This window comes from Acinetobacter venetianus RAG-1 = CIP 110063, assembly GCF_000368585.1.
In the GTDB taxonomy this organism is placed as follows: domain Bacteria; phylum Pseudomonadota; class Gammaproteobacteria; order Pseudomonadales; family Moraxellaceae; genus Acinetobacter; species Acinetobacter venetianus.
This window is the reverse complement of the sequence record NZ_KB849558.1, coordinates 222,539-248,480: the sequence shown is the minus strand read 5'-3', so window position 1 is coordinate 248,480 and position 25,942 is coordinate 222,539. Positions and strand designations below refer to the sequence as shown.

Here is a 25,942-nt window from a genome sequence, read left to right as displayed (position 1 = left end):
CAAATTTATTTTAGGTTGAATCATGGAAAATAATATGCGTTCTCGTGCCATCGTATTATTGTCTGGTGGCTTAGACTCGACAACTTGTCTTGCTTGGGCACAAGCAAACTATGAGTGTATAGCTTTAAGTTTTATGTACGGTCAACGTTCAACAACAGAACTTGATGCAGCTAAAGCACTTGCGAAACGTGCAGGTGTTGAACATCGTGTAATTAATATTGATTTGGGTAACTTAGGTGGCTCAGCACTTACAGATCATAACATTGATGTTCCAGAGCAACTACAAGAAGGCATTCCTGTAACTTATGTTCCAGCTCGTAACACAATTTTTCTCTCTTATGCCCTAGCAGCAGCAGAGGTTTTTGATGCTGAAGCGATTGTAATTGGGGTAAATGCTGTTGATTATTCAGGATATCCAGATTGCCGCCCTGAATTTATTGATGCTTTTGCAAATCTTGCTCGTCTTGCAACAAAAGCAGGTGTTGAAGGAAAACCACTTAAAATTGAAACACCTCTGTTACATTTATCCAAAGCGAATATTATACGCTTAGGGATCGAACATGGCGTAGACTATAGTCAAACGGTATCCTGCTACCAAGCAGATGCTCAAGGACGTGCATGTGGCAAATGCGACAGTTGCCGTTTACGTCAACAAGGTTTTATCGAAGCAGGTATTGCGGATCCTACACGTTATACTGAATAGACGATATAGGGTAATAATTAGGTACAATATATGAAGTTTTTCAAATCAAATCTTATTCTTTCTACAATGATGTCAGCTGCTGCATTACTGGCAACAGGGGCTCACGCAGCTGATAATCCTTTACAAACTGCGTATAAAAGTACCAATGTTAAAGCAGCATTGATCAACGTATGTAAAGATCAAACTGCGAAAGGCGGTAAACTCACTTCTGCTGAAGTCAGTAAATTTTGTGGTTGCCAAATTGATGCTCAAGGTAAAGTAACCGAAGCACAAAAATGGGAAATCCAAAGCGCGATCAATGCCAAGAAAAGCCCTAGTTCTTTAGCTTTTGTACAAAAGCAAAATAAAGACTTACAAGCTTGCTTAGGCGCACCACTCGTTTCTAAGCTAGAAAAGCTAACTGAAGAAGCAATGAAAGCAGCTCAACAAGCGCAGAAAAAATAAGCCTTTGTTGTTCTAAAGAAAGCCTGCATTTTGCAGGCTTTTTTTCTTTTCTGTTAGACTCTATTGATCTTAATTCAGTTGAATTCGCATGCAAGATCAATGGAAAACTAACGCCAATCATAGGCGATCTATCGTGTCATTCAGTGGCGGTAAAGATAGCTCTCTCGCGTTATATCATGCGCTACAATCAGGCACAGTAATTGGTTTGATTGTCATGCTGGAAGAGCAAGGACAACGATCACGTTCACATGCTATGCCTCTTGATATTATTCAAGCACAAGCAGATGCAATTAGTTTACCTGTTTTTATGACATCTTCGAGTTGGGCTGATTACGAAGATAAGTTCATAGATTTAATGAATCAAGCAAAGCAAAAAGGTGCTGAAGTTTTAGTGACAGGTGATCTGGATATGCCTCAACACGGTTGTTGGCACGATCGCGTGACCCAGCAAGTTGGTCTTAAATTGGGAATGCCCCTTTGGTTGCGCCCACATCGTGAAGTCGTGGAAGAGTTCATCACTTTAGGTTTCCGAAGTGTCGTCGTCACTGTAAATTTAAAGCTCGGTATGAAAGTCGAAGACCTTGGCAAAATCCTGACCTTAGAATATATCCAAGAACTTGAAAGCCGTGACATCGATCCATGTGGTGAAGGCGGCGAATTCCATACTACGGTTATTGATGGGCCAATTTTTAACAAAGCTATACCTATACGTCAGTGCAATATTGTTTATCATGAAGAATATGCTTTTCTACCATTTGAATTAGATCAAATTTAATTGATTAAAAGGATGCACAATGTCTGAGAATATTGAATTACCAAATCACGTTTTCCCAACAACACAAGGCGAAATTAATCTAGCTGAGATAACAAGTGAATGGTTGGTGTTATACTTTTATCCCAAAGATTCAACACCTGGATGTACAACCCAAGCGGTTGGTTTTTCATACTTGAAAGATCAATTTGACGCTTTAGGTTGTCAAATTATTGGTGTATCTCGTGACTCAGTAAAAGCCCACCAAAACTTCACTGAAAAGCAATCACTAACCATTGATCTCATCAGTGATAAAGAAGAAGTGCTGTGCAAACATTTTGATGTAATTAAAGAAAAAAACATGTACGGCAAACAAGTGATGGGAATCGAGCGATCAACCTTTATTTTCCATAATAAACAACTGGTGAAATCTTATAGAAAGGTTAAAGCTGCTGGTCATGCTGAACAGGTATTAGAAGATTTAAAAGCATTACAAGCTGGATAAATTGATATTTAAGTACTAAAGGCGAGTTTTAAACTCGCTTTTTTACTGAAGTAAATTGATCAGCGCTTTATTCTTCACGTATGATAAAAAAACTAAAAAAATTACATTTAAGACATCGCCATGGACAAGCTCAAACTTCTTCTTATTTTTACTTTTTTTATCTCCGCATGTAGTGCAAATGCACCAGATAGCTCAACACCAGTCTCTCCTAGTGTGGATCAAATCTCAAAATCTGCGATAGAAATTAGTTGCCAAGATTTACGAAACCCAGCTTATCAACAATCAATTTTAAATGCGATTAACGAAATACGACAACATCCACGTCACTGCGGCCAAAAACTCTATCCAGCTGTAGCGCCTCTAGTTTGGAATAGTCATTTATACAACAGTGCATTTGCTCAGTCAGAAGACATGGCAAAATACAATTTTCTCGGTCATATCAGCACTGCGGGCTTAGACTTGAAGGCGAGATTAAAACTTTACCACTTCAAAGGTCGTGGCGGTGGTGAAAATGTTGCGCGCGGTCAGAAAAACTTAAATGAAGTCATGGCAACATGGCTTGCGAGTCCAGTGCATTGTGCAAATCTGATGCATCCTAAATTCACGGATTATGCACTTGCTTGCACATCCGACCGATCTGCAAAACAAAAGGCTTACTGGACTCAACAGTTTGGTGTTCTTTAGTCAGTCTGTAATTGATATTGAAAAACTTTCGCCATAATTTTCCATTCACCATGATCAAAAACGAAGGTTAGCGCATCATAAAAATATTTAGGTGAAATCGCACACTCTACATGTGCGACTGCCAGCTGATCATTGAGTAAATGAATTGACATAATTTTATCCTGCCTTGCTTCATGTTTAGATGCAGGTGAAATGCGCTGTGATACCATTGCAAAATAGGTTTGCATATCCAACTTTAAAATGGGTTTATCCGTGGCATTGATATAAATCGCGTCAGGGTGAAACACATCATTCAACTTGCTCACATCACAAAAATACAAAGCATCAAAATATTTTTGTAGTTGTGAATGGATTTCAACTATTGCTTGCTGACTCATATTCTTACTCAACTTGATGAACTGTACTTTTTGCTTGTTTCTGCCGTAAGGTCGTAACAGACTCCCCTGCAACCCCCCAATTATCTGTATCAACCTCATCGATCAGGACAAAGGTAGTGGCAGGATCTTTATCGAGTACACGAACAACCAACTCTGTTGCTTCTTGAATCAACTGCTGCTTTTGCTGTTGTGAAACATTTTCTTTAGTGATTTGAATTAAAATATAAGGCATTTCATTTCCCTTGTGATGATTTTTTATTATTCAGTTTCCGCCATGATTGCATCTTGAACAGTTTTTCGGTTAGCAACACGCTGCATAAAACTGGTTAAATACTTCAAATGCGTAAGCTCTAAACCAATAAATCCAGCCCATCTTGTCACCACAAATAGATAAATATCTGCAATGCTCAAGTAATTTCCTGTTAGATAAAGCCGCCCAGTGAGTTGTTGATCGATCCATGCATAATGTTGGTTTAGAATTTCAGTAAATACTGCTTTTGTCTGCTCACCATAAGATTCATGGAAAAATGGTGAATACGCTTTATGAATTTCAGAGGCAATAAAGTTCATCCATGCCAAGACTTGATAGCGTGGCAATGTATTGATTTTTGGTAGTAAATCATCACGCTTTGCTTGATCAACCAAAAATTGACTAATGATCGCCCCTTCAGTTAACAACTGACCATCATCAAGCTGTAAGAGTGGAACTTGCCCTTTAGAATTTAACTCATAAAAATCTTCGCCGGATGTAGTCAGGTGTTGCTGTAAGTCGACTTTGACCAATTCAAAAGGGATACCAATTTCTCTTAAAACAATATGAGGCGCTAAAGAACATGCATTTGGTGAATAGAAAAGTTTCATAAAATCACTCCATCATTTGAGATAAAGCCATCTTATTATTTACATTAATGTGCTTAAATAGCATACAAATCAAATCATTTTTTACATGGTGTAATCAATGACACAACTCAAAAGAATGATGTTCAGCAGTGTCGAACTTTTTTGCTTAGTTGCTGAATATGAAAGTTTTTCCAAAGCCGCATTACATGCCGGCGTTAGCCCCGCGGCCGTGAGTCGTTCAATCTCCCGATTAGAAAAACGTTTAACCACGCCACTTTTTATTCGAACTACACGTCAAGTCCGATTGACCACACAAGGAAAAACCTATTTTGAGGAATGTAAACAAGCACTAAATCAAATTTTAGAAGCAGAACAGCATCTCAAAATCCAAAATCAACAACCTACAGGACTGATTCGCATCAGTGTGCCAACACCTTATGGGCATTATCGAATCTTGCCCTTATTGGCAAAATTTACACAGCAATACCCATCGATTGAAATTGATATTCAACTGACCAATAAGAATGTAGATTTCATTGCAGAAGGTTTTGACTTGGCGATTCGCGGTAGACAATTTGCCGATTCAAATTTGATTGCACGTAAGCTAGAACAAGCAGAGCTTATCGTGGTTGCATCACCAACATATTTAAAACGATTCGGTACACCACAACAGCTTGAAGATTTACAACATCATCAATGCATTCAGTTTGTGCTACCAAGCACGGGTAAAAATGTACCGTGGCTTTTCAACATCAACCATCAGACCATCGAATATATGACCAACGCTAAACTTCGTTGTTTAGATGATATTTTAGGCACGGTGACATTAGCTAAGCACAATGCAGGCCTATTACAAACTTATCGATTTATAGTGGAAAAAGAACTCGAAAGTGGTGCGCTAATAGAAGTATTAACTGATTTTTCTGGCGCATCTCGCCCATTTTCTTTGCTTTATCCATCAAAAAAACACGAGTCTTTTCATATCCGTGTTTTCATTGATTTCCTAATCGAAGCGTTAAAGCCGTAAAATGATTAAGTTAAATTGCTTTTATCTTCAGCAAAATATTTTCGTTGCAATTCCGCATAGACATTCGTCTTTTTAAATTCACTCAGGAATTTAATCGTTCCTTGAGGAAAATATTCCTTTTGAATATCACCACGATAATACGCCTCTCGCATCGGTGTCGCCGAGATTGCACCTTTTAAGCTATCCAACTCCACCATTTCCCATTCAGGGAATAGACTCAGGTAATAAGATGATTCATCTTTAAAATGACCAATCAAACCTACTTTTGCATCGGGCTGAATAACGCTATTAACCAAATCTTTAACTTGCTTCACCCACTTTTGATCATTATAAACATCAATAACATGCACAAAAATAATCCTTTTTTGATCATGCTCAGAAAAGTTGGAAAGAATCATTTGCTCACGTTCTATCGCTAAAAATGGATTCTTAATATTTCTCTCGGGCTGTGCTGAACCGAGAGCTAAAATCACAGATTGACTTTGTTGTAGCGCAATTTCAATGGTTTGCAGATGTGCCAAATGAAATGGCTGAAAGCGTCCAATAAAAACAAGATAGTCAAATGTGTACATAGGCTTAATTTCACTTTTTGTGAACTCATCAGTTGCACTATATTCAGTAAATATGCGACATAATGAGGGCACTTAAAAAATCAATCTGGATTAAAGCAAGGATAGTACGATGACACTTAGCTGTATTCAACAACCTCATCAACATTTGCAAGCAAATTTAGAAGATGGCGTACTCACCTTAGCCATTAACCGTTCAGAAGCAAAGAATGCGCTTTACGGCGAATTGTATCTTTGGATCGCCCAAGCATTAGATGAAGCTGATGCAAACAAAGAAGTTCGTGTCGTAATTTTCCGTGGTGCAGAACAAGACTTTACCGCGGGTAATGACATGAAAGACTTTATGGGCTTCATGCAAAAACCATACGAAGGCAAAGCAGGTGATCAACCTCCATTTGTCCTATTAAAAGCAGCAGCTCGTTTCTCTAAACCTCTCATTATTGCAGTGAAAGGTGTTGCAATTGGTATTGGAGTAACGATTTTATTACATGCTGATATCGTCTTTGCAGACAATACTGCCCTATTCCAAATTCCATTTGTCAGTCTTGGTCTTTCTCCTGAAGGCGCAGCAAGCCGTTTATTAGTGAAGCAAGCTGGTTATCAAAAAGCGGCCGAATTACTATTCACAGCGAAAAAATTTGATGCTGCAACAGCGGTTAAGGCAAATCTTGTCAATGACGTAGTTGAAGACGTTTATGCAACTGCTCAACAAACTGCACAACATCTAGCGGCATTACCTTTAGCATCATTAAAACAAAGCAAAGCACTCATGAAAAAAGACTTGGTTGAAATCATCGCTTGTGTAGATGACGAAGCAGAAATCTTTATGCAACGTGTTCGCTCACCTGAAATGATGGAAGCTGTGCAAGCATTTATGCAAAAACGTAAACCTGACTTTTCTCAGTTCAATTAATGAGACAATAACTCATTAATAAAACGAAACCACTTCATTGCAAAATCGAGGTGGTTTTTTTATTGAACGTCCCAATATGAATATAAAAGTTTTAGGAAAATATCAAACTCATGTCAGATCAAAATCAAACTGAAAAAAAGCGTTATTATGAACCTGCCCCACAAGACATCGATATTGCCAACTTCCGCAAGGTTGTTGAAAGCAGACGCTCTGTGCGTAAATTTACAGATAAACCGATTCCAAATGAAGTTTTAGATGAATGTTTAGATTTGGCGCTACTTGCACCAAACTCATCCAACTTACAACCTTGGACATTTTATGTCGTTCAAAACCCGAGTAAGAAAAAGCAACTTGTTAAAGCGTGTCTAAACCAACTTGCTGCGAAAACTGCCTCTGAATTGATTGTCTGTGTTGCTCGTACAGATCGTCTGGATGAAATGGCAAAACGTAATATCAGCGAGTTCCCTTTTCCTGAAGCGCCACCTGCTGTTCAAAAATATTATCGTTTTATTCCATATAATTATAAGACAGGCTATTTCAATGCCCTAGGTAACTTCAAAAAAGTGGCTTTCAAAGTTGTGAGGACACTGGATAAACAGCTTCCTGTTACAGCTTTTAATGCTGCTGATGCGAAACTATGGGCAACTAAAACTACTGCGCTCGCTTGTGAAAATTTGGTATTGGCTCTACGTGCTTATGGTTTTGATAGCTGTATGATGGAAGGTTTTGATGAGCCTTTGGTTCGTAAAATTTTAAAATTGAATGATCAACAATACCCTGTGATGGTGATTGGTGCGGGTGAACGTGCTAAAGATGGCGTATTCTTCCCACAATATCGTTTTGATCGTGATTTATTCATTCAAAAAGTATAATTATTCAATATCTAATATTTGGATAAATTCAAAGGCAGGCTCTTCATAAGGATGGCTTGCCTTTAATGCCTTGGCGACAGTACTGGCTTTATCTTTTGGGACAATGGTTTCAACCCGCCATTCTTCTAGTTGTTCGAGTTCATCTAATTGCCCAAGAAAAGGCTTTGCACCTTTAATAGGCTTAAATTGCCCTATTCCTTTCACTTGCCAAGCACAGTGTTCATAATTGCCAATACCACCTGCACCCGCTTCAAAAATAGTAAGTTTAGTTGACTCTAAATGTGATTCAGGTACGTAATAAATAAGCTTAAGCATAGTTTTAATGATGTTAATCTTTATATGATCATCCAATCATAAGCTCAAAAATGACGAAAAATCAAAGTTAAATATTCATCACAAGGTAACTTACCACGATAAACATCACTTGGATTATGACTGTTAAGCTAAACCAGAACCAGCCTTTATCTTTGGTATACGCTGTCCTTATATGATTCTCATGTTTCATCATATTGTTCTCCGAGTTTTATAATCATTATTGAGAAAGCAAAAATTGAACCAGTTTTTAAAAGCAAAATTGATCTGAAGCCATACTTCTTAAATCAGTTATGCCAAGTTATATTCATAATATATTACTAAATTCTTCGATTTCAAAATATGAGCAACTCATTTCAATCTCAATGGGATCAGTTCTATCCCAACAAACTCCCAATTTCTCATTATCTAGTTCAATACTTTCAACAGTCTTGGTTTAGAATCCATAGCCTGCCCGAATCAAAAAGGTATGCAGATACGCCTGCCGAATATGAATTACTACTAAATCGACATAATGACATCATTACAGACTGCTTGGGAAATGATGCTTCTATATTCATCGTTTCGGGTCATTACTTTACATTTGGCAGAAACATTAAAGCTTATGATCCAGCCTTTATACTCCCCTACAAATTTCATTTAGAGCAGAAAATCAACTTAACCCAAGCTAATCCTGAATATTATGATGGAGAAAATGAAGATCACTACTTTAGACCATGCTCTGTAAAAGTAACTTGGCAAGCTAATGAACATAATGACTTATTGAAAAAAATCGCTGACGATGAAGTAAGGGCTTTTATGATTTCTTTTGAACAAAATATCATTGTTGCTCCCTATGATGGTGGTATTGATTTTATTATCTTTGACGATAAAAAAAGGCAAGCTTTAAGGGATAAATATAAAGATTGGCTTTCACCAAGAGAAGATGGACTATAGGATATTAGAATAAATCTTGTTGTTCCTTAATAAAACCTAGGGCCTCTTGAAACATTACATGCCAATTATCAGTTGGCTGTTGATATAAAGGAAACCAAAAAAACTCAAAATCTAAACCGCCACCATCCTGACAATGATGTGTCCAAGTTTCAGCTAAATCTGCGCTTACCTTACATAAATAGAAATACCAATTTTGCTGGTTAAATTTAATTTGAAAGTTTCCAATAAACTTTGGATTCGGCTCAGCGATCAGTCCCGATTCCTCAAATAATTCACGAATAGCTGCATTTTGATGATGTTCATCTCTTTCAATTGTCCCTTTAACAAGTTGAATACCTGCAAGTGGATGTTTAAAAACCAATATATCCAACTGTTGTTTCTGACGTCTTAAAACAATAGGAACAATTTTTTTCATAATTCATATCAACAAAATAAGCCAATTTAACTGATTAGATTAAATTGGTTACATAGATGATTCAAACAAATCAAAGTTTAAATTTTTAGATAGTTTAGTGCTGATCTATTGCCCAACAATGTCATACTTTTTCTTAATCTCTTGATTGATCGCAGCTGAGACATATATCTCACTTTGCTGATTGCCACTTGCAGCAGAACAACTCACTTCTACAGTAGATTTTGGCTCGTGATATTGTCCAAAAGTATTTGTATTACCATGAATACGATTTTCGATTGCACTTGAAAAAGGGTTAATCGCATTTGTTTGTGGAAATACCACACTGCTGATCATTTCGTTTGAAGAATTAAGCACTTTAAAATTCAAACAACCTTTCGCAATCATCAACTCAGAAGCTCGTAACATTGCAAAATCATTGGCTTGTTTTTGTGAAGTCTTCTCATTGCCTTTAAACGTTACTTTATAATGATTCTGAGATAATTCAGTTTCAGCAAAGCCATTTTGCCCAATCAATGAATGTGGTTGATAGGTCGTTGAACATCCAGTTAATAGTACAGATAATATTAATATTTTTTTCATAGTGTGGTTCCCCTCTCACGTACAGAAGAATACCACAACAAAACCAATTTAAATAAAATAACTTTTATTATCAATAATTTAAATTTAATACACTTATATAGTTTATTCTTCTGCAAAATCGACAACTTGCCAAAAAAAATGCCACTAAAAAAGTGGCATTTTCAATCATCGGTTGTTTAATTAACCAATAAATTTACGTGCGTTGCGGAACATACGTAACCATGCACCATCTTCAGCCCAATCTTCAGGCTTCCATGAATGTTGTAAGGCACGAAAGTTACGCTCTGGATGCGGCATCATCACTGTTGCACGACCATCTTTAGAAGTTTGACCTGTAATCGCCTCAGGTGAACCATTCGGGTTCAATGGATAGTGCTGAGTTGGATTACCCAAGCTATCCACATAACGCAAGATCACTTGATTCTCTGCATTTAAAGCAGCAATTTGCTGTTCAGTTGCAACCAAACGACCTTCACCATGCGCAACCGCGATTGGTAAAATCGAACCTTGCATATCTTCAAGCAATACAGAAACTGATTTTTCTACGCGAACGTTCACTGCACGCGCTTCAAAAACTTCTGACATGTTACGATGGAAACGTCCCCAATGCTCTGCACCTGGAATCAGTGGTGCAAGTTGAGACATCATTTGACAGCCATTACATACGCCTAAGCTGAATGTATTTTCACGATGGAAGAATTGTTCGAACTGATCACGCAATTTTGCATTGAACAATACAGATTTCGCCCAACCACCGCCAGCACCCATTACGTCACCGTATGAGAAGCCACCACAAGCGACTAAACCTTCAAAGTCGCTCAAGCTGACACGACCTGCAAGCAAGTCACTCATGTGTACGTCGATGGTATTGAAGCCCACTTTGTCAAATGCAGCCGCCATTTCCACATGACCATTAACACCCTGCTCGCGCAAGATTGCCATGTTTGGACGACGTGTATTAATAAACGGTGCTTCAACTGGCTCATTCAAGTCATAAGTTGCTTGTGCAATTAAACCTTTATGGTTTTTATCTGCAATCAAAGCAAACTCTTGATCCGCTGTTTCAGCATTGTCACGTAAACGTTGGATTTGATGCGATACTTCAGCCCAAGCTTGTTGTAATTCAGCACGCTCCAAAGTTAAACCATTTACAACCAATTGATCCGTGGTATTTACACGACCAACAACAGCAATTGCATCTTTCAGGCTTGATGCTGCAACTTCAACTTCTAACTGCGCCCAATCAGCAGCAGTAATTTGCAGTACGGCACCAATTTCTTCAGCAAACAAGCTTTCAGTTGTTTGATTTTCTAATGCAACACCTAAGCGTGAAGCAAACATCATTTCAGCAACAGTCGCCAATAAACCACCATCACCGATGTCATGGTAAGCCTTGATCATGCCACGATTGTTCCAGTCTTGAATCAAGGCAAAGAATGCTCTGAAGTCATCAAAACTATCGACATCAGGTGTCACCGAACCAATCGCTTTATACACTTGTGCAAGGATTGAACCACCTAAACGGAACTGCCCTTTTGACAAATCAATACGTACAAGTACAGAGTCTTCCAAGTTTTTCAATTCAGGCGTTAAGGTTTTACGTACATCTAAAACAGGTGCAAATGCAGTGATCACACCTGTCATTGGTGAGGTCACGGCTTTGTCTTCGCCATCATTCCAAGTTGTACGCATTGAAAGTGAGTCTTTACCGACTGGAATTGCGATGCCTAATGCAGGACACATTTCCATACCAATCGCTTTCACACCTTCAAACAAGGCTTGGTCTTCACCTTTTTGACCAGCAGCAGCCATCCAGTTTGCAGAAAGTTTGATATCACTGATTTGCTCGATGTTGGCACAGGCAATGTTAGTAATTGCTTCAGCAACCGCTAAACGTGCAGAAGCGGCAGGATTCAATAAAGCTACTGGTGGACGTTCGCCCATTGCCATTGCTTCACCCGTGAAGCCTTGCAAACTTGTGGTGGTTACTGCTGCATCAGCAACAGGCACCTGCCAACGACCAACCATTTGATCACGCGCAACCATTCCCGTAATCGAACGGTCACCAATGGTGATCAAGAATGATTTAGAAGCCACGGTTGGATTCTTCAATACGCGGAAAATCGCATCTTTCAAATCAACTTTTGCTACGTCAAAGTCATTACCTGTACGCTCAATCGTTTCATATGAACGTTGCATACGTGGCGTACCGCCCAACATGACTTGCATTGGGATATCGACTGCATTGTTTTCAAACAATGGGTCTTCAACTGTTAAATGACGTGCTTCTGTCGCTTCACCTAACACGGCAAATGGACAACGTTCACGCGCACAAATTTCTTCAAACTGTTCTAAAGATTCTGGACGAATCGCTAACACATAACGTTCTTGTGCTTCGTTTGACCAGATTTCCATCGGACTCATACCCGGTTCTAACGATGGAATCTTACGAAGGTTAAGAACTGCACCTAATTCATGATCATTCACAAGTTCAGGCATGGCATTGGATAGACCACCCGCACCTACATCATGTACAGATACGATTGGGTTGAAGTCTTCTAAACGCCAGCACGTGTCGATCACTTCTTGGCAACGACGTTCCATTTCTGGGTTTTCACGTTGTACTGAAGCAAAGTCCAAGCTCTCGCCCATCGTACCGCTGTCTACAGAAGATGCTGCGCCACCGCCAAGACCGATCAACATTGCAGGGCCGCCCAATACAATAAGCAAGTCACCTGGTTGGATCGCATCTTTTTCTACATGGTCAGGACGAATGTTCCCGTAACCACCAGCAATCATGATTGGCTTATGGAAGCCTTTGACTTCACCATTTACATTTTGTTCGAAAGTACGGAAGTAACCATTTAATGCTGGACGACCAAATTCGTTGTTAAACGCAGCGCCACCCAATGGACCTTCAATCATGATTTGTAATGGCGAAGCCATACGTGAAGGTTTGCCGTAGTTTTCTTCCCAAGGTTGTTCAAAACCAGGAATATTTAAGTTCGAAACAGTAAAGCCCGTTAAACCTGCTTTTGGTTTACCACCACGACCCGTTGCACCTTCATCACGGATTTCACCGCCCGAACCTGTTGCAGCACCAGCAAATGGAGCAATTGCTGTTGGGTGGTTATGTGTTTCAACCTTCATTAAAATGTGAGCAGCTTGGCTCTTATATTTATAAACAAAGTGACCATTTTCATCCGCTTTCGGATAAAAACGCATCGTGTCATAACCCACGATCACAGACGCATTGTCTTTATATGCTGACAATACATCTGTTGGAGACTCTTTATACGTATTTTTAATCATTTGGAACAATGACAATGGTTGTTTTTCACCATCAATTGTCCATTCTGAACCAAAGATTTTATGACGACAGTGTTCAGAGTTTGCTTGTGCAAACATCATCAACTCGATGTCATTTGGATTACGACCCAGCTTGGTAAATGCTTCAGTTAAGTAATCAATTTCTTGCTCAGATAAAGCAAAACCAAACTCATTGTTGGCTTTAACTAACGCTTCTTTACCTTGACCCAAGATATCAATTGAGTTTAATGGCTTCGGCGCTGTTTCTGAGAACAAAGCTTTTGCATCTTCGATTTGAGCAAAAACACTCTCTGTCATACGGTCATGTAATGCCAATTTCACTTCATTCGAAATCTCTTTCACACCTTTCAGTGTAAATAACAGACCACGCTCTAAACGGTGAATTGGCGTATTACAGTTTTGGAAAATATCCGTTGCTTTAGACGACCACGGAGAAATTGTTCCTACACGCGGGGTGACTAAAATCTGGATTTCATCACTTGCAGCTTGGCGAAGTTCGAAAGATTGACCATCGTTTAAAAGTTGTAATGCCGATTGATGTTGCTGCTCGTTGAGCGCTTGATCAAACAAATAAACCCACTGGCTGTCAAAAGATTGAACAGAACTCATTGACGCTAAACGGTTTAAGAGTTGAGTTTTCTTAAAAGAAGAATGTGCTGCTGCACCGGCCACGATAAACATGTTGACTTTGGCTCCACGGGCGGGTCTGACGAACCTACCACAATGTGACTTATGAGAGAGCGCATATTCTACTGTGAAAGCCTCATTTCAGCTAGCCATATCCATCTTAAAAATCAGAGTTTTCTACCCCAAATGGTCTAATTTCTATTAGCTTTATCTGTTTTACTTTATTCGTAACAATTCATTTACTTGATCTGAATAAGCTGTATTTCAAATTTGAGGGCTTTTCCCTTCTGTTTTACGATTTCTTTTCAGTAACCCAAATTGTTATATAACCTTGTACAACGGACTGCCCATCCTCCCTTTTAGCGACTACTTCCACTTGCATATCACCCACTCTCCAATCGTCATTAATCTTTGCTGTCAATTGAATATCCGAATTGGCTTTAGCCACATAATCCACCTGCATTCCTTTTGGTAACCACCTGAGATGCGAGGGAATAGATGCCTCCATAGCAACACCCATCACAAACTCCAAACCATTACAAATCGCAATCACATGCACCGTTCCAATATGATTTTCTACACTGCGACTTTTAGACATCGAGGCTTCACAAAAACCGACTTCTAGCTTTGTAATTACGGGGTTAACTGTGCGAAAGTAAGGCGCAACTCGACTAATAGTTTTCGAAAGTACAGTTAAACCACCTGGGATTTTTCGTAATACCTGATAGGCAATCAATACAGTATTTGGTTGAACTTTCGTATGCTTTTTTAATTTATGGCTAAGGTAGTCAATTGAATTTTTCATCTTAGGTCTAAATATATTCAGTAAACCACAAATTAACACATCGATCTGAATAGCTATATCGCTGCATATCCAGCTGTAATTGTCAGAAGAGATAAGTCAAAACCTTTAAACTCCACTATTTACCTTATTAAGACAACTTATGTCGCCCTACTCTAGTGCTTTAATCTTTTTTTTGGCATGATGCATTGAACTTAGTTTGAATAATGATAAATGGAACAAATGCGTTGGTTAGAGTTGCTTTCTGCAATTCGTTTAGGTAGTAAAAAAAGCAGTACAGAATTGGCTCGAAGCCCTTTCCATAAAGATTATGACAGAATTATTTTTTCCCAAAGCTTTCGACAACTGAATAGAAAAACACAGGTTCACCCGCTTACACAGCATGATGGTATTCATACTCGCCTTACCCATTCGCTTGAAGTCTCTTGTATTGGACGCTCATTGGGTATGCTCGCAGCCGAAAAAATCAAAGATGAATTACCAATGTGGATTTCACCTGCTGATGTTGGCGCGATTATCCAAGCGGCTTGCTTAGCACATGATATTGGCAATCCTCCCTTTGGTCACGCTGGCGAATATGCCATCCGTGAATGGTTTGATGATGCGTCACATCGAGATTTTTTAACAAAACTTACGCCAGAAGAAGAAGCCGACGTGCGTCAGTTTGAAGGCAATGCACAAGGTCTTCGTTTACTCAGTCGAATTGACTATCACCCCGATGATGGTGGGATGCGACTGACTTGTGCGACACTTGGCGCTTATTTAAAATATCCATGGCTTTCAAAAACGATTGATGAACAAGGTGATACGCCATCCCATCAACGTGCAAAGTTTGGATGTTACCAATCTGAAAAAGAAATCTTAAAACAGCTTGCGGAACAACTCGGTTTGATTCAGCTTGGTGACTATCATTATTGTCGTCATCCACTCACCTATCTATTAGAAGCAGCTGATGATATTTGCTATGCACTGATTGATTTAGAAGATGGCATCATTCTGAATATGTTGAATTATGCAGAAGTTGAACCAATTTTTCTTAATCTAATTGCAGATTATGGAACACCTGAAGAACTGCATTTACCGCATACCACATGGCAACAAAAAATCGCAGCTTTACGTGGGCGTGTAATGAAACGCTTAGTCGATGAAGTCACAACTGCTTTTGCAAAGCATCATTATGAGATCATCACAGGTCAGCTTAAAGGCAGCCTTTTACAATATTGCTCGCCTGATATTGAAGCAGGTATTCAAACAGCAAAGAATCTTGCGCGTGATCGAATTTTTGAGCATCCACAAAAATCTGGTTTGGAGATTATTGCTCATCAAAGTTTGCAAACAATTTTAGATGCTTTTGTGCCATTAACGATGCCACATAAGACATTAAGCTTTAAAGAACAGCGATTAATGTCAATTTTGCAACATTCGGGCGTAAATCTGCAAAACAACCATTATAATAATATTATGCAAGTCTTAGATATTATTAGTAAGTTTTCTGACCATCAAGCGTATAGTTTGGCACAAGAGCTACAAGGCAATAAAGTTGGATTCTTCTAATGAATAGATTTGTTGATCAAGGAGTTTATAGCCTATCTCTTCTCAAACCTGAAATCTGGGTACATTGCCCATCTTGTCAGAAGCTTGCAAAAATTATCGAAACAAGAGATCGAGAATCAGAAACTGTAAAAGTCTTTTGTACTCAGTGTACCTATCGCAAAGCGTTACAGCATATTCGTATCCAAAGTTATGACTACATGAGTTATCACTTTAATTTGAATCAAAATATGACTGAATGGAGTGGTGCATGTGAAGTCGAAATCAATACAAAATGTACAATATGCAAGCAAGGAAAATACAAATACCTTCAGCAATATGCTCGTAAATCACTTATTCCAAGACAAATAACTGTAAGTTGTAATTTTTGCCTACGAGAAAATAAGTTTGATGACTCTGTCTATATTTTAAGGAAGGTCAGTTATTCTAAAGTTGGCTTTGATCCCTATTATTCATATTCATTATTTTTAAATATTGCTGTTCGGCAGGGTCAAATCTGTGCTTATAACCCAACACATTTAGGAATATTAAAAAGTTTTATACAAGCTGGGCTAAGAGAACGTAAACTTCCTAACTACAATCGCAGTTATTTCTCACGCCTACCTGCTTGGGTAAAATCTAGTCGAAATCGAAAAGAAATTCTAAAAGCCATTTTGCGTTTAGAACAAATGGCATCTACTATTCAACCATTAACAAATAAGTGAAAGACTCGATGATCGGATGTTTAATTGGCGAAGTGTTTGCCTTAGAAGCCCCAACAGTATTACTCAATGTAAATGGTGTGGGTTATGAAATCGACACACCTCTTTCGACATTTTGCCAATTACAAAAAGGACAGAAAGTCACGCTATGGACGCATTTAGTTGTTCGGGAAGATGCTCAACAACTTTACGGTTTTATTGATTCGCAAGAGAAAACTATTTTCCGTACACTACTCAAAGTGAATGGTGTTGGGCCAAAAATGGCATTAGGAATTCTATCAACATTAAGTGTAGAACTACTCATCCATACGATTGAGCACGATGATCTTAATACACTCGTTAAAGTTCCGGGTGTTGGTAAAAAAACAGCTGAACGTTTAATGATTGAGCTACGAGATCGTTTCAAAGCATTGGCTCAAACCACAAGCAGCACAACAAATACCACTGCAACTCAAATACAATTTATGGCAAATTCACCTGTTGCTGAAGCTGAAGCCGCTTTACAATCTTTAGGCTATAAACCTGCGGAAGCACAAAAAGCGGTTGCTGCCGTAAAAGCAGATCATACTGAATCTGCCGATATTATTCGTGCTGCGCTTAAATCAATGATGAAGTAACTTTATGCAAGATCGTCTTATTAGTGGAACAGAAAAACCCGAAGATCATTTTGATCGCGCCATTCGCCCGACGTCATTGGCTGATTATATTGGTCAACCTGTGGTTCGTGAGCAAATGGAAATCTTCATCGGTGCAGCTCGTGGTCGTGGCGAAGCGCTAGACCATACATTGATCTTTGGCCCACCAGGTTTAGGTAAAACGACACTCGCAAATATTATCGCACGTGAAATGGGTGGAAATCTTAAATCAACTTCTGGCCCTGTCTTAGAGCGTGCTGGTGATTTAGCAGCCATGCTGACCAATTTAGAAGAAGGTGATGTTTTATTTATTGATGAAATTCATCGTCTTTCACCTGTGATTGAAGAAATTCTCTATCCCGCAATGGAAGACTATCAGCTCGACATCATGATCGGCGAAGGTCCAGCGGCTCGCTCAATTAAGCTCGATTTACCGCCATTTACACTCGTTGCGGCAACGACTCGTGCAGGTCTACTCACCTCACCTTTACGTGATCGTTTTGGGATCGTACAACGTTTAGAGTTTTATTCTGTCGAAGATTTAACTCACATTGTCACACGTTCGGCAAACCTCATGGATGTACCTATTACTCATGATGGTTCAATGGAAATTGCACGTCGCTCACGCGGTACACCACGTATTGCAAATCGTCTACTCCGTCGTGTCCGCGACTATGCCCAAGTTAAAGGCACTGGTGAAGTGACACAAGACATGGCTCAACGCGCTTTAGATATGCTCAATGTTGACAAAATGGGTTTAGATACCTTAGATCGACGCTATCTGAGTATGTTACTTGAGCGTTTTGAGGGTCGCCCGACAGGTGTTGAAGCTTTAGCAGCAGCGATGGCTGAAGATAGCGGTACATTAGAAGATGTCATCGAACCTTATCTCATTCAACAAGGTTATGTGATGCGTACGGCCCGTGGTCGTATTGCTACTAATATAGCTTATTTACAATTTGGTATGACTCCCCCTGAATAATATAAAAACATTCTTAATAAAATACTTTCTATAATGAAGCAATTAAAATAATATACAGATTATTCTAATTGCTTCATTATTTTATTAAGGGTCGAAATGAAAAATAAGTTATTAACAACAACATTTTATAGTAGCATTGTATTATTAACAGCTTGCGGTGGTGGGAGTGATAGCAACAATAATGAAAACTCTTTTCAAAGCAAAGAAAAAGTAGACTACACCAAAGCAGAGACAATTGAATCAATTTATGAACCAATAACAAATTTATCTCAAGATCAAAACAACATCTTATTAATTGGTACTGAGTTTGCTGAAAGTCTCTATTACGGTATTTATGCTAATAATAACTTTAAATGTTCGGATGGATCGTATACAAAAAATAGCGATAAGAGCATTACATTTAATAAATGCTCATTTCTAGATTATGCCAATGACGACAGCATCATTACACAGTTACGAGTTATAACTATTTCTGGATCAGTAAACAGTAAAGAAACACTTTATACAGATTCAGGCCGTTATGAGACTACGCTAAAAAACTTCAAAATCACGCCTTCAAATAATGATACTATTACTTATAATGGCAGTATTATCAGCAAATACAGTTATAACAATGCTCAATACCAAATTAAAAAAATGACTTTTAATGTTTTTGATAACGAAACAAAGGAATCGAACCAACTAATTGCTAACAACTATCAACTCAACGTAAACAATCTGACAGTAACTAGTCAAGGAAATGTCGAAGGAGATCCAGACAACAAAATCTTCTCTGTGAATTTCAAAAGTGATATTAGATTTGAAAACATTAATGATAAAATTGCTTTCTACCCTAATTCAGCAGATATCGTAATTGAAGATACGAATAATGTGAAAAATTCAATTAAGATTTCGAATACGAGCAATTACAAAGCGCTCATTCGAGCTTATGCCGATGGAATCACAGTGGCTGGATATCCTAAAACGATTGAATGGTCTGACTTAGAATAAAGATTATTTATTTCTTTTTGAAGAAGCCCTCAACTTGTTAGGGCTTTTTTTATCAGCACCAAGAATATGTTATTTATTACTATTTCTTTAGTCTCATCGAGATCTTATCATTCCCTCATTGCTCCCAGTACGAAACCAATAGGTAAAAGAGATGGCAAATCATTTTGAGTTCAATATTCGCGTTTATATCGAAGACACTGATGCAGGCGGTATTGTTTACCATGCCAATCATATCCGCTTTATGGAGCGTGCACGTACTGAATGGCTACGCGCAGCGGGTGTTGATCACTACTGGCATCAACAAGACTACAACTTCGTTGTTCATCAAATTCAAGTCAAATATGTACGCCCAATATTAATGGATGATTTAATTACCGTTACAGCACGTGTTATTTCGTGTAAAGCAGCATCATTTGTGTTGCAACAAAATATTTATCGTGGTGAAATCTTGCTGGCTTCAGGTGAGGTAACGTTGGCATGTTTGAATAAAGAATTAATGCCACGTAGACTACCTGAGGAAATTCGTGATCTGATTCAAAAAGAATTAGCACAGGACTAAAAATAAACTTTCGGCACAGCAACTTATGGCAACTAACCTAGAATCTTCCCTGCATATTTCTGATTTGATTTTACAAGCAAGCCCTGTTGTACAACTGGTTATGCTGATCTTATTACTCGCATCGATTTATAGCTGGTATTTAATTGCCAAATTGCATATGGGTTTCAAGAAAGCAGGCCAAGAGGATGAACATTTTCAAAAAATGTTCTGGTCAGGTGCCGAATTAAATACGTTATATAACAATGCTCAACTCAACTCTAAACGTCGTGGTTTAGAAGATATCTTCTATCAAGGTTTAGGTGAGTTTTTCAAACTTCAAAAACGTAAAGCTGATACTAACCAAACCATTGAAGGTACTGAACGCATCCTTCGTGTTGGTTTAAGCCGCGATCAAGGTGGTTTAGAACAAGGCTTGGGTGCTCTCGCAAGTATCGGTTCAGTTGCCCCTTATATCGGTTTGTTTGGAACAGTTTGGGGCATTATGAATGCCTTTATCGGTCTGGCAGCCGTTGATCAAGTGACTTTAGCCACTGTTGCCCCTGGTATTGCAGAAGCTTTAATCGCAACCGCAATTGGTCTTTTTGCAGCAATTCCAGCAGTACTTGCATTTAACCATTGCACTGCAAAAGGCGAATCTATCTATTCTGATCGCGCATTATTTGCAGAAGAAATGGTTGCTCTTCTACAACGTCAGTCAATTGGAACGACACAGGAAGATGCATAATGGCAATTCAGCGCTCAGGACGTTTTGAACGTATCAAAAAACCACTTAAAAGTGATATGAACGTCGTTCCTTATATTGACGTCATGTTGGTGCTCCTTGTCATTTTCATGGTTACGGCACCAATGATCACCAGTGGAATTAAAGTAGATTTGCCGCAAGCAAATAATCATCCAATCGAATCAAAAGATATGCCTGCAATGGTAACGATTGGAAAAGATGGAAATATTTATCTACAGTATCAAGAATACAAGGATAGTGAACCCCTATCGCTAGAACAACTTGAAACAGTCCTAAGCGATGCTCAAAAGCAAGCTGAACAAGACAACAAACAACTAACTGTATTGGTAAATGGTGATAAGACACGCCCTTACGGCGAAGTTGTATCGCTCATGGCAAGTTTGCAAGAAGCAGGTTTAACACAAGTTGGTTTACTTACAGAGCCATTAAAATAAGCTATGAAAAAAATTCAAGAGCCTCCATTTAAGCAAAATGCGATTGCACTGGGTTTCACACTCGGTGTTCATGCAATCGCGATTGTTGGCTTGCTTTTTTTAGGCTTGAGCAAACCACCTGAGCAGCCAAAAAAACTGACAACAGTTTTAGTAAAACCCGAAGATCTTCCTCAAATTAATGATGAACAAGCTTCTGCAGAAAACCAAGCAAATGAAGTGCAAAGTCAGATTGTCGATCAAACCTTGCCAGAAAATATTCCTGTCGTACCGCCTAAACCAACGACTCAACAACCAAATTTGGAACAACAAAAAGCTGAGCAAGAAAAGTTAGCCGAACAAAAAAGTAATGCTGATGAAGCTGCTCGTGCTAAAAAAATTGAAGAGCAACGCAAACTTGCTGAAGCTCAGGCACAAAAGCAACGTGATGAATCAGAAGCCAAACAAAAGGCAGATGCTAAAGCTAAATCGGATGCAGATGCTAAACGCAGAGCTGATCAAAAAGCGGAAGCTGATGCTAAAGCACGCCAAAAAGCTGAACAAGATGCCAAATTGAAGCAGCAACAGAAAGCTGCAGAAAATGCAAAGTTACAAGCTCAGCAAGATGCCAAGCGCAAAGCTGATGCGGAAGCTAAACGAAAAGCCGATGCAGATGCCAAACGAAAAGCCGATGCAGATGCCAAACGAAAAGCTGACGCAGAGGCTAAACGTAAAGCCGATGCTGATGCCAAAGCTAAGGCTAATGCAGACGCTAAACGCAAAGCTGAAGCAGAAGCTAAACGTAAAGCCGATGCTGATGCTAAACGAAAAGCTGATGCGGATGCCAAAGCTAAGGCTAATGCAGACGCTAAACGCAAAGCTGATGCGGATGCCAAAGCTAAGGCTGATGCAGAAGCTAAACGTAAAGCCGATGCAGAAGCTAAACGTAAAGCCGATGCAGAGACCAAAGCTAAAGCTGATGCAGAAGAAAAAGCTGCTGCTGCGAAAAAAGCTGAACAAGATGCTGCACAGAAAAAAGCGGAAGCTAAACGAATTGCATCGACAGCAAAGCAAGATTTTGAAAAGAAAATCTATCGTACTTGGAATATTCCAATGAGCTCATCTGGTCAGAAAGCTACAGCTCGTGTAACTCTTAATGATAGCGGTGCTGTTATGTCTGTTATTGTAAATTCATCAGATCCAGACATGAAAGCTAGTATTGAAGCTGCCGTTCGAGCCGCTGCTCCATATCCGATGCCTCAAGATCCAGATGCTCGTCGTGAGGCAAGAAGCTTTACTTCAAGTTTCACAGCAAAATAGTAATGAATAGTTAACATGCTTCGTTTTTAATAGCCGAAAGCATGTTAAGTATGTTAAATAATCAACTGTCTCAAAACACCAGCTCAAGTAATTGTAATTATGGAAAATACGCGTAGACATCTTATTTCTTTGGCAGTTCTTACAGCGCTTAGCTTAACTGTACCAGCCACGACCTTTGCACAATTACACCTAGAAATTGCTAAGGCACCCGAACAAGCACCAAAGATTGCAATCGTTCCTTTTGGTAATGACAATAATGCGCTCTACCCCATCATTGAAAACGACTTAAATCGTTCAGGTCGTTTTACAAGTGCATCACAAAATCTTCCTGCGACTGCACAACTCAATCAAATTCAAGCGGAAAATTGGCAAAGTGCTGGCGTTCCTTATGTTGTCGTTGGTCAACTTAAGCCAATTACTGGAAACTCTTTTGAAGTCCATTACCAGTTATACGATGTACAAAAACGTCAATACTTACTCAACGAAGTGTTAACAGTTCCAAACTCAAGAGTACGCCAAGCGGGTCACATGATCAGTGATGCAATTTATCAAGCATTAACTGGCATTGCAGGCGACTTCAGCGGTCGTATTGCTTATGTATTAAGAAATCAAGCGACTCCAGCTCAACGCTATACATTACAAATTGCTGATACAGATGGCGAACAGCCGAAAACTGTACTTTCATCACGCGATCCTATTCTGTCACCGACATGGTCACCTGATGCCAAGAAAATTGCTTATGTCTCATTTGAAACCAAACGCCCTGCAATTTATATGCAAGATTTAGCAACGGGTGAAAGAGAGGTTTTAGCGAGTTTCCGTGGTTTGAACGGCGCACCAAGTTTCTCTCCAGATGGCAAGTCTATGCTCTTCACAGCATCTATGCATGGAAACCCAGAAATCTATCAAATGGATTTAGGAACTCGCCAAGTAAAACGAATGACTACGGACTCAGCGATTGATACTGAAGCACGTTACGCACCAGATGGAAAATCATTTATTTTTACCTCTGACCGTGGTGGCTCTCCACAAATTTATCGTTATAGTTTTGATGATGGATCAGTTAAACGACTTACATTCAAAGGTGCGTTCAATGCACGAGGTACATTGAGTGCTGATGGCAAAAAAATTGCACTTGTTCATCGACCTAGCGGCAGCAATTACAAAGTTGCGATTCAAGATATTAATACAGGCATCACAAATATCTTAACCCCAACAAGTCTAGACGAATCACCAAGCTTCTCACCAAATGGACAAATGGTGGTTTATGCAACGCGTGAAGGTAATCGTGGCCTGTTATCAATCATGTCAACAGATGGTCGTTTCCGTATGAACTTGCCAAGCGAACAAGGCGAAGTTCGAGAACCAGCTTGGGCACCAAAATAAATTCAATCGATTGGAGATTCAAATGAATATTAAATATTTAACACTTCCACTTATTGCTGCAACGCTTGTATTTACAGGATGTGCAAGCCGTAAACCAGCTGCTGAAATCACAACTGGTAATACACCAAATGGTTCAACTACTGTAAGCACAGAAGGTTTAAGCGAAGATGCTGCATTAAATGCACAAAATCTAGCTGGTGCATCTTCTAAAGGTGTTACTGCTGCAAATAAAGCATTTTTAGCTAAACGTGTTGTTCATTTCGACTATGACAGTAGTGATTTATCAAATGAAGACTATCAAACACTACAAGCACATGCTCAATTCTTAGTTGCAAATGCCAACTCAAAAGTTGCTTTAACAGGCCACACTGATGAACGTGGTACTCGTGAATACAATATGGCACTTGGTGAGCGTCGTGCAAAAGCTGTAGAAAGCTTCTTGATTACCAATGGTGTAAATCCACAGCAACTTGAAGCTGTGAGCTATGGTAAAGAAGCACCTGTTAATACAGGTCACAATGAAGCAGCTTGGAAAGAAAACCGTCGTGTGGAAATCAACTACGAAGCAGTACCACCATTATTAAAATAATAATGATTTAGCTTCAAATAAAAATGCTCACATATCGTGAGCATTTTTTATGTTTGAGATTCTTCATCATCTTTTTTATCAGATGGCTGCATCGACTCAATCATATCGTGTTTATTAAACTCTTTATATTCAGGCTTTGATTCGTACTCTTTCCACGCCTCTTGCACATTTTCTTTAGAAATCTTTTCTAAGCTAATTGGCTCACTTGGCGTTGGGGTAGCGTCAAAATTCTTAGTCGACATCTGTGCTCTCCAAACTTCCTGTCTAGTATGCGATCAACATAGCATGTAATCTGTCGCTTGTAATCATAAAAGCAACATAAATAAAGTAAGATAATTTTTATTTTCGAGCGTTCTCATCTAAAATAGCCGCATTGTTTTATCAATTTTTTGACGCGGCTAAATCGGAGCTATTCAATTATGTCAAACCTTACCTTGTCCCAATATCTAGAACAACAAAATGGGAATTTGACACCAGAGTTGGCACAAGTCATCGAAACAATTGCAGACACTTGTAAGACAATTGATCAGGCATTACAAAAAGGTGCCTTAGCAGGTATTTTGGGCAGTGCTGGTAATGAAAATGTTCAAGGCGAAACTCAAAAGAAATTAGATGTTATTTCTAATGATTATTTAATTGATGCTTTAAAGGTACATCCTCAAGTTGGCGGTTTAGCGTCTGAAGAATTAGATGATTTCACACCTGCACAAGAAAATGGTAAATACCTCGTGTTATTTGATCCATTAGATGGTTCAAGCAACATCGACATTAATATGTGTGTAGGCACAATCTTCTCAATCTTGCCAGCAAAAAATGCCATAACTCAATCTAATGACTTCATGCAAGCTGGCATAGAACAAGTTGCTGCAGGTTACGTATTATACGGTCCATCAACAATGTTGGCACTTACTGTTGGTGCTGGCGTAGTGTTCTTTACATTAGATCCAGTAACACAAACCTATCTACTAACCACCGAACAAGTTCAGGTGTCAGCTGATACGCAAGAATTTGCGATTAATGCATCGAATCAACGCCATTGGGAAAATCCTGTAAAACGTTATATTGATGAACTTTTAGCAGGTAAAACTTCAGTTCGTGAAAAAGACTTTAATATGCGTTGGGTTGCATGTATGGTTGGCGATATTCACCGTATTTTGTGCCGTGGTGGTATCTTCCTCTATCCTTACGATTTAAAAGACCCTAAAAAAGCAGGTCGTTTACGTTTAATGTATGAAGCAAACCCAATGAGTATGTTAATCGAACAAGCTGGTGGTGCTTCAACAACAGGTCGTGCTCGTATTATGGAAATCCAACCGACAGAATTACACCAACGCGTTCCTGTCATTATTGGTTCTAAAAATGAAGTTGAACGTGTGACAAGCTATCACTAA

General features: G+C 39.0%; 32 protein-coding genes. 21 read left to right on the top strand and 11 right to left on the bottom strand.

The features are described 5' to 3' along the window. The first annotated feature begins 34 nt into the window (after positions 1–34). The 5 genes from queC (at position 35) to F959_RS06610 (ending at position 3,087) form a co-directional block, all read left to right on the top strand. Positions 35–703: a 7-cyano-7-deazaguanine synthase QueC gene (gene queC, locus F959_RS06630; protein WP_023014288.1), complete on the top strand. Its 669-nt coding sequence runs from the start codon at positions 35–37 to the stop codon at positions 701–703. 30 nt (positions 704–733) lie between these two features. Continuing rightward, a complete protein-coding gene (locus F959_RS06625; RefSeq protein ID WP_004878508.1) occupies positions 734–1,147 on the top strand; it encodes a hypothetical protein in 414 nt (137 codons plus the stop codon). A gap of 88 nt (positions 1,148–1,235) precedes the next feature. Then, entirely contained in the window at positions 1,236–1,922 is a 687-nt protein-coding gene (locus F959_RS06620) for a Dph6-related ATP pyrophosphatase (RefSeq protein WP_004878507.1), read from the top strand. 19 nt (positions 1,923–1,941) lie between these two features. After that, complete coding sequence (locus F959_RS06615; RefSeq protein ID WP_004878506.1) at positions 1,942–2,403, top strand: peroxiredoxin; 462 nt, start codon at positions 1,942–1,944, stop codon at positions 2,401–2,403. A 120-nt stretch (positions 2,404–2,523) separates the two neighbouring features. Beyond that, a complete protein-coding gene (locus F959_RS06610; RefSeq protein WP_004878505.1) occupies positions 2,524–3,087 on the top strand; it encodes a CAP domain-containing protein in 564 nt (187 codons plus the stop codon). Here the strand turns inward: F959_RS06610 and F959_RS06605 are convergent. From F959_RS06605 to gstA, 3 genes are read right to left on the bottom strand one after another with little or no spacing between them, the layout of a single operon-like run. Then, positions 3,084–3,464 (bottom strand): nuclear transport factor 2 family protein, encoded by a 381-nt coding sequence (locus F959_RS06605; protein WP_004878504.1) that lies wholly within the window; start codon positions 3,462–3,464, stop codon positions 3,084–3,086. The two genes, F959_RS06610 and F959_RS06605, sit on opposite strands and share 4 nt — an antisense overlap. Before the next feature lie 4 nt (positions 3,465–3,468). Further along, the gene (locus F959_RS06600; protein ID WP_004878503.1) at positions 3,469–3,696 is read right to left on the bottom strand and encodes a 2-hydroxymuconate tautomerase family protein; all 228 of its coding nucleotides are present in this window, start codon (positions 3,694–3,696) and stop codon (positions 3,469–3,471) included. Between the two features lie 26 nt (positions 3,697–3,722). Beyond that, positions 3,723–4,325, bottom strand: a complete 603-nt coding sequence (gene gstA, locus F959_RS06595; protein ID WP_004878502.1) for a glutathione transferase GstA — start codon at positions 4,323–4,325, stop codon at positions 3,723–3,725. A gap of 97 nt (positions 4,326–4,422) precedes the next feature. Between gstA and F959_RS06590 the strand changes: the two genes are divergently transcribed. Next, entirely contained in the window at positions 4,423–5,331 is a 909-nt protein-coding gene (locus tag F959_RS06590; RefSeq protein WP_004878501.1) for a LysR family transcriptional regulator, read from the top strand. A gap of 5 nt (positions 5,332–5,336) precedes the next feature. On the opposite strand, the gene F959_RS06585 is transcribed toward F959_RS06590, so the two are convergent. Further along, positions 5,337–5,903: a nicotinate-nicotinamide nucleotide adenylyltransferase gene (locus F959_RS06585; RefSeq protein ID WP_004878500.1), complete on the bottom strand. Its 567-nt coding sequence runs from the start codon at positions 5,901–5,903 to the stop codon at positions 5,337–5,339. 109 nt (positions 5,904–6,012) lie between these two features. Between F959_RS06585 and F959_RS06580 the strand changes: the two genes are divergently transcribed. Then, positions 6,013–6,813, top strand: a complete 801-nt coding sequence (locus F959_RS06580; RefSeq protein ID WP_004878499.1) for an enoyl-CoA hydratase-related protein — start codon at positions 6,013–6,015, stop codon at positions 6,811–6,813. 110 nt (positions 6,814–6,923) lie between these two features. Next, positions 6,924–7,685, top strand: a complete 762-nt coding sequence (locus F959_RS06575; RefSeq protein WP_004878498.1) for a nitroreductase family protein — start codon at positions 6,924–6,926, stop codon at positions 7,683–7,685. Here F959_RS06575 and F959_RS06570 read toward each other — a convergent pair whose 3' ends face one another. Further along, on the bottom strand, positions 7,686–8,000 hold the full coding sequence (locus F959_RS06570) for a YqfO family protein (RefSeq protein WP_004878497.1): 315 nt from the start codon (positions 7,998–8,000) through the stop codon (positions 7,686–7,688). Positions 8,001–8,067: 67 nt separating this feature from the next. Beyond that, positions 8,068–8,193 carry a KGW motif small protein gene (locus tag F959_RS16960; protein WP_004878496.1) on the bottom strand — a complete coding sequence of 42 codons (126 nt, stop codon included), beginning with the start codon at positions 8,191–8,193 and terminating at the stop codon, positions 8,068–8,070. A 146-nt stretch (positions 8,194–8,339) separates the two neighbouring features. On the opposite strand from F959_RS16960, the gene F959_RS06565 reads away from it, so the two are divergent. After that, entirely contained in the window at positions 8,340–8,933 is a 594-nt protein-coding gene (locus F959_RS06565) for a DUF3885 domain-containing protein (RefSeq protein WP_004878495.1), read from the top strand. A gap of 4 nt (positions 8,934–8,937) precedes the next feature. Here F959_RS06565 and F959_RS06560 read toward each other — a convergent pair whose 3' ends face one another. From F959_RS06560 to F959_RS06545, 4 genes are all read right to left on the bottom strand, one after another. Beyond that, the gene (locus F959_RS06560; RefSeq protein WP_004878494.1) at positions 8,938–9,348 is read right to left on the bottom strand and encodes an NUDIX hydrolase; all 411 of its coding nucleotides are present in this window, start codon (positions 9,346–9,348) and stop codon (positions 8,938–8,940) included. A gap of 105 nt (positions 9,349–9,453) precedes the next feature. After that, positions 9,454–9,927 (bottom strand): CC0125/CC1285 family lipoprotein, encoded by a 474-nt coding sequence (locus F959_RS06555; RefSeq protein WP_004878493.1) that lies wholly within the window; start codon positions 9,925–9,927, stop codon positions 9,454–9,456. 180 nt (positions 9,928–10,107) lie between these two features. Then, on the bottom strand, positions 10,108–13,938 hold the full coding sequence (gene purL / locus F959_RS06550) for a phosphoribosylformylglycinamidine synthase (protein ID WP_004878492.1): 3,831 nt from the start codon (positions 13,936–13,938) through the stop codon (positions 10,108–10,110). A 238-nt stretch (positions 13,939–14,176) separates the two neighbouring features. After that, entirely contained in the window at positions 14,177–14,689 is a 513-nt protein-coding gene (locus F959_RS06545) for a hotdog fold domain-containing protein (protein ID WP_004878491.1), read from the bottom strand. 210 nt (positions 14,690–14,899) lie between these two features. Between F959_RS06545 and F959_RS06540 the strand changes: the two genes are divergently transcribed. The 11 genes from F959_RS06540 to pal all read left to right on the top strand — a co-directional run bounded on the left by F959_RS06540 (position 14,900) and on the right by pal (position 24,551). Continuing rightward, positions 14,900–16,240 carry a deoxyguanosinetriphosphate triphosphohydrolase gene (locus F959_RS06540; protein WP_004878490.1) on the top strand — a complete coding sequence of 447 codons (1,341 nt, stop codon included), beginning with the start codon at positions 14,900–14,902 and terminating at the stop codon, positions 16,238–16,240. Then, the gene (locus F959_RS06535) at positions 16,240–16,941 is read left to right on the top strand and encodes a hypothetical protein (protein ID WP_004878489.1); all 702 of its coding nucleotides are present in this window, start codon (positions 16,240–16,242) and stop codon (positions 16,939–16,941) included. Before F959_RS06540 ends, F959_RS06535 begins: the two co-directional genes overlap by 1 nt. An 8-nt stretch (positions 16,942–16,949) precedes the next feature. Beyond that, on the top strand, positions 16,950–17,555 hold the full coding sequence (gene ruvA / locus F959_RS06530; protein WP_004878488.1) for a Holliday junction branch migration protein RuvA: 606 nt from the start codon (positions 16,950–16,952) through the stop codon (positions 17,553–17,555). A gap of 4 nt (positions 17,556–17,559) precedes the next feature. Beyond that, positions 17,560–18,555: a Holliday junction branch migration DNA helicase RuvB gene (ruvB, locus tag F959_RS06525; RefSeq protein ID WP_004878487.1), complete on the top strand. Its 996-nt coding sequence runs from the start codon at positions 17,560–17,562 to the stop codon at positions 18,553–18,555. Between the two features lie 96 nt (positions 18,556–18,651). Beyond that, complete coding sequence (locus F959_RS06520; RefSeq protein WP_004878486.1) at positions 18,652–19,545, top strand: hypothetical protein; 894 nt, start codon at positions 18,652–18,654, stop codon at positions 19,543–19,545. 151 nt (positions 19,546–19,696) lie between these two features. Continuing rightward, positions 19,697–20,104 (top strand): tol-pal system-associated acyl-CoA thioesterase, encoded by a 408-nt coding sequence (gene ybgC, locus F959_RS06515; RefSeq protein ID WP_004878485.1) that lies wholly within the window; start codon positions 19,697–19,699, stop codon positions 20,102–20,104. A 25-nt stretch (positions 20,105–20,129) separates the two neighbouring features. Then, complete coding sequence (gene tolQ / locus F959_RS06510) at positions 20,130–20,828, top strand: protein TolQ (protein ID WP_004878484.1); 699 nt, start codon at positions 20,130–20,132, stop codon at positions 20,826–20,828. Then, complete coding sequence (tolR, locus tag F959_RS06505) at positions 20,828–21,280, top strand: protein TolR (RefSeq protein ID WP_004878483.1); 453 nt, start codon at positions 20,828–20,830, stop codon at positions 21,278–21,280. Before tolQ ends, tolR begins: the two co-directional genes overlap by 1 nt. Positions 21,281–21,283: 3 nt before the next feature. Next, positions 21,284–22,576: a cell envelope integrity protein TolA gene (gene tolA, locus F959_RS06500; RefSeq protein WP_004878482.1), complete on the top strand. Its 1,293-nt coding sequence runs from the start codon at positions 21,284–21,286 to the stop codon at positions 22,574–22,576. Between the two features lie 99 nt (positions 22,577–22,675). Continuing rightward, the gene (gene tolB / locus F959_RS06495; protein ID WP_004878481.1) at positions 22,676–23,962 is read left to right on the top strand and encodes a Tol-Pal system beta propeller repeat protein TolB; all 1,287 of its coding nucleotides are present in this window, start codon (positions 22,676–22,678) and stop codon (positions 23,960–23,962) included. A gap of 22 nt (positions 23,963–23,984) precedes the next feature. Next, the gene (gene pal / locus F959_RS06490; protein ID WP_004878480.1) at positions 23,985–24,551 is read left to right on the top strand and encodes a peptidoglycan-associated lipoprotein Pal; all 567 of its coding nucleotides are present in this window, start codon (positions 23,985–23,987) and stop codon (positions 24,549–24,551) included. A 47-nt stretch (positions 24,552–24,598) separates the two neighbouring features. On the opposite strand, the gene F959_RS06485 is transcribed toward pal, so the two are convergent. Continuing rightward, a complete protein-coding gene (locus F959_RS06485; RefSeq protein WP_004878479.1) occupies positions 24,599–24,793 on the bottom strand; it encodes an NF038105 family protein in 195 nt (64 codons plus the stop codon). A 177-nt stretch (positions 24,794–24,970) separates the two neighbouring features. Between F959_RS06485 and F959_RS06480 the strand changes: the two genes are divergently transcribed. Beyond that, positions 24,971–25,942 carry a class 1 fructose-bisphosphatase gene (locus F959_RS06480; RefSeq protein WP_004878478.1) on the top strand — a complete coding sequence of 324 codons (972 nt, stop codon included), beginning with the start codon at positions 24,971–24,973 and terminating at the stop codon, positions 25,940–25,942.

Bases quoted from the DNA above. Each gene is read 5' to 3' on its own strand.
- F959_RS06535 (WP_004878489.1), top strand. From the start codon at position 16,240: ATGAATAGATTTGTTGATCAAGGAGTTTATAGCCTATCTCTTCTCAAA.
- F959_RS06580 (WP_004878499.1), top strand. From the start codon at position 6,013: ATGACACTTAGCTGTATTCAACAACCTCATCAACATTTGCAAGCAAAT.
- F959_RS06590 (WP_004878501.1), top strand. From the start codon at position 4,423: ATGACACAACTCAAAAGAATGATGTTCAGCAGTGTCGAACTTTTTTGC.
- F959_RS06565 (WP_004878495.1), top strand. From the start codon at position 8,340: ATGAGCAACTCATTTCAATCTCAATGGGATCAGTTCTATCCCAACAAA.
- F959_RS06585 (WP_004878500.1), bottom strand. From the start codon at position 5,903: ATGTACACATTTGACTATCTTGTTTTTATTGGACGCTTTCAGCCATTT.
- tolR (WP_004878483.1), top strand. From the start codon at position 20,828: ATGGCAATTCAGCGCTCAGGACGTTTTGAACGTATCAAAAAACCACTT.
- tolA (WP_004878482.1), top strand. From the start codon at position 21,284: ATGAAAAAAATTCAAGAGCCTCCATTTAAGCAAAATGCGATTGCACTG.
- F959_RS06485 (WP_004878479.1), bottom strand. From the start codon at position 24,793: ATGTCGACTAAGAATTTTGACGCTACCCCAACGCCAAGTGAGCCAATT.
- F959_RS06600 (WP_004878503.1), bottom strand. From the start codon at position 3,696: ATGCCTTATATTTTAATTCAAATCACTAAAGAAAATGTTTCACAACAG.
- F959_RS06620 (WP_004878507.1), top strand. From the start codon at position 1,236: ATGCAAGATCAATGGAAAACTAACGCCAATCATAGGCGATCTATCGTG.
- ybgC (WP_004878485.1), top strand. From the start codon at position 19,697: ATGGCAAATCATTTTGAGTTCAATATTCGCGTTTATATCGAAGACACT.
- F959_RS06625 (WP_004878508.1), top strand. From the start codon at position 734: ATGAAGTTTTTCAAATCAAATCTTATTCTTTCTACAATGATGTCAGCT.
- F959_RS06520 (WP_004878486.1), top strand. From the start codon at position 18,652: ATGAAAAATAAGTTATTAACAACAACATTTTATAGTAGCATTGTATTA.
- pal (WP_004878480.1), top strand. From the start codon at position 23,985: ATGAATATTAAATATTTAACACTTCCACTTATTGCTGCAACGCTTGTA.
- queC (WP_023014288.1), top strand. From the start codon at position 35: ATGCGTTCTCGTGCCATCGTATTATTGTCTGGTGGCTTAGACTCGACA.
- gstA (WP_004878502.1), bottom strand. From the start codon at position 4,325: ATGAAACTTTTCTATTCACCAAATGCATGTTCTTTAGCGCCTCATATT.
- F959_RS06575 (WP_004878498.1), top strand. From the start codon at position 6,924: ATGTCAGATCAAAATCAAACTGAAAAAAAGCGTTATTATGAACCTGCC.
- F959_RS06545 (WP_004878491.1), bottom strand. From the start codon at position 14,689: ATGAAAAATTCAATTGACTACCTTAGCCATAAATTAAAAAAGCATACG.
- ruvB (WP_004878487.1), top strand. From the start codon at position 17,560: ATGCAAGATCGTCTTATTAGTGGAACAGAAAAACCCGAAGATCATTTT.
- F959_RS06570 (WP_004878497.1), bottom strand. From the start codon at position 8,000: ATGCTTAAGCTTATTTATTACGTACCTGAATCACATTTAGAGTCAACT.
- F959_RS06540 (WP_004878490.1), top strand. From the start codon at position 14,900: ATGGAACAAATGCGTTGGTTAGAGTTGCTTTCTGCAATTCGTTTAGGT.
- F959_RS06555 (WP_004878493.1), bottom strand. From the start codon at position 9,927: ATGAAAAAAATATTAATATTATCTGTACTATTAACTGGATGTTCAACG.
- tolB (WP_004878481.1), top strand. From the start codon at position 22,676: ATGGAAAATACGCGTAGACATCTTATTTCTTTGGCAGTTCTTACAGCG.
- F959_RS06480 (WP_004878478.1), top strand. From the start codon at position 24,971: ATGTCAAACCTTACCTTGTCCCAATATCTAGAACAACAAAATGGGAAT.
- F959_RS06560 (WP_004878494.1), bottom strand. From the start codon at position 9,348: ATGAAAAAAATTGTTCCTATTGTTTTAAGACGTCAGAAACAACAGTTG.
- F959_RS16960 (WP_004878496.1), bottom strand. From the start codon at position 8,193: ATGATGAAACATGAGAATCATATAAGGACAGCGTATACCAAAGATAAA.
- tolQ (WP_004878484.1), top strand. From the start codon at position 20,130: ATGGCAACTAACCTAGAATCTTCCCTGCATATTTCTGATTTGATTTTA.
- F959_RS06605 (WP_004878504.1), bottom strand. From the start codon at position 3,464: ATGAGTCAGCAAGCAATAGTTGAAATCCATTCACAACTACAAAAATAT.
- F959_RS06610 (WP_004878505.1), top strand. From the start codon at position 2,524: ATGGACAAGCTCAAACTTCTTCTTATTTTTACTTTTTTTATCTCCGCA.
- F959_RS06615 (WP_004878506.1), top strand. From the start codon at position 1,942: ATGTCTGAGAATATTGAATTACCAAATCACGTTTTCCCAACAACACAA.
- ruvA (WP_004878488.1), top strand. From the start codon at position 16,950: ATGATCGGATGTTTAATTGGCGAAGTGTTTGCCTTAGAAGCCCCAACA.
- purL (WP_004878492.1), bottom strand. From the start codon at position 13,938: ATGTTTATCGTGGCCGGTGCAGCAGCACATTCTTCTTTTAAGAAAACT.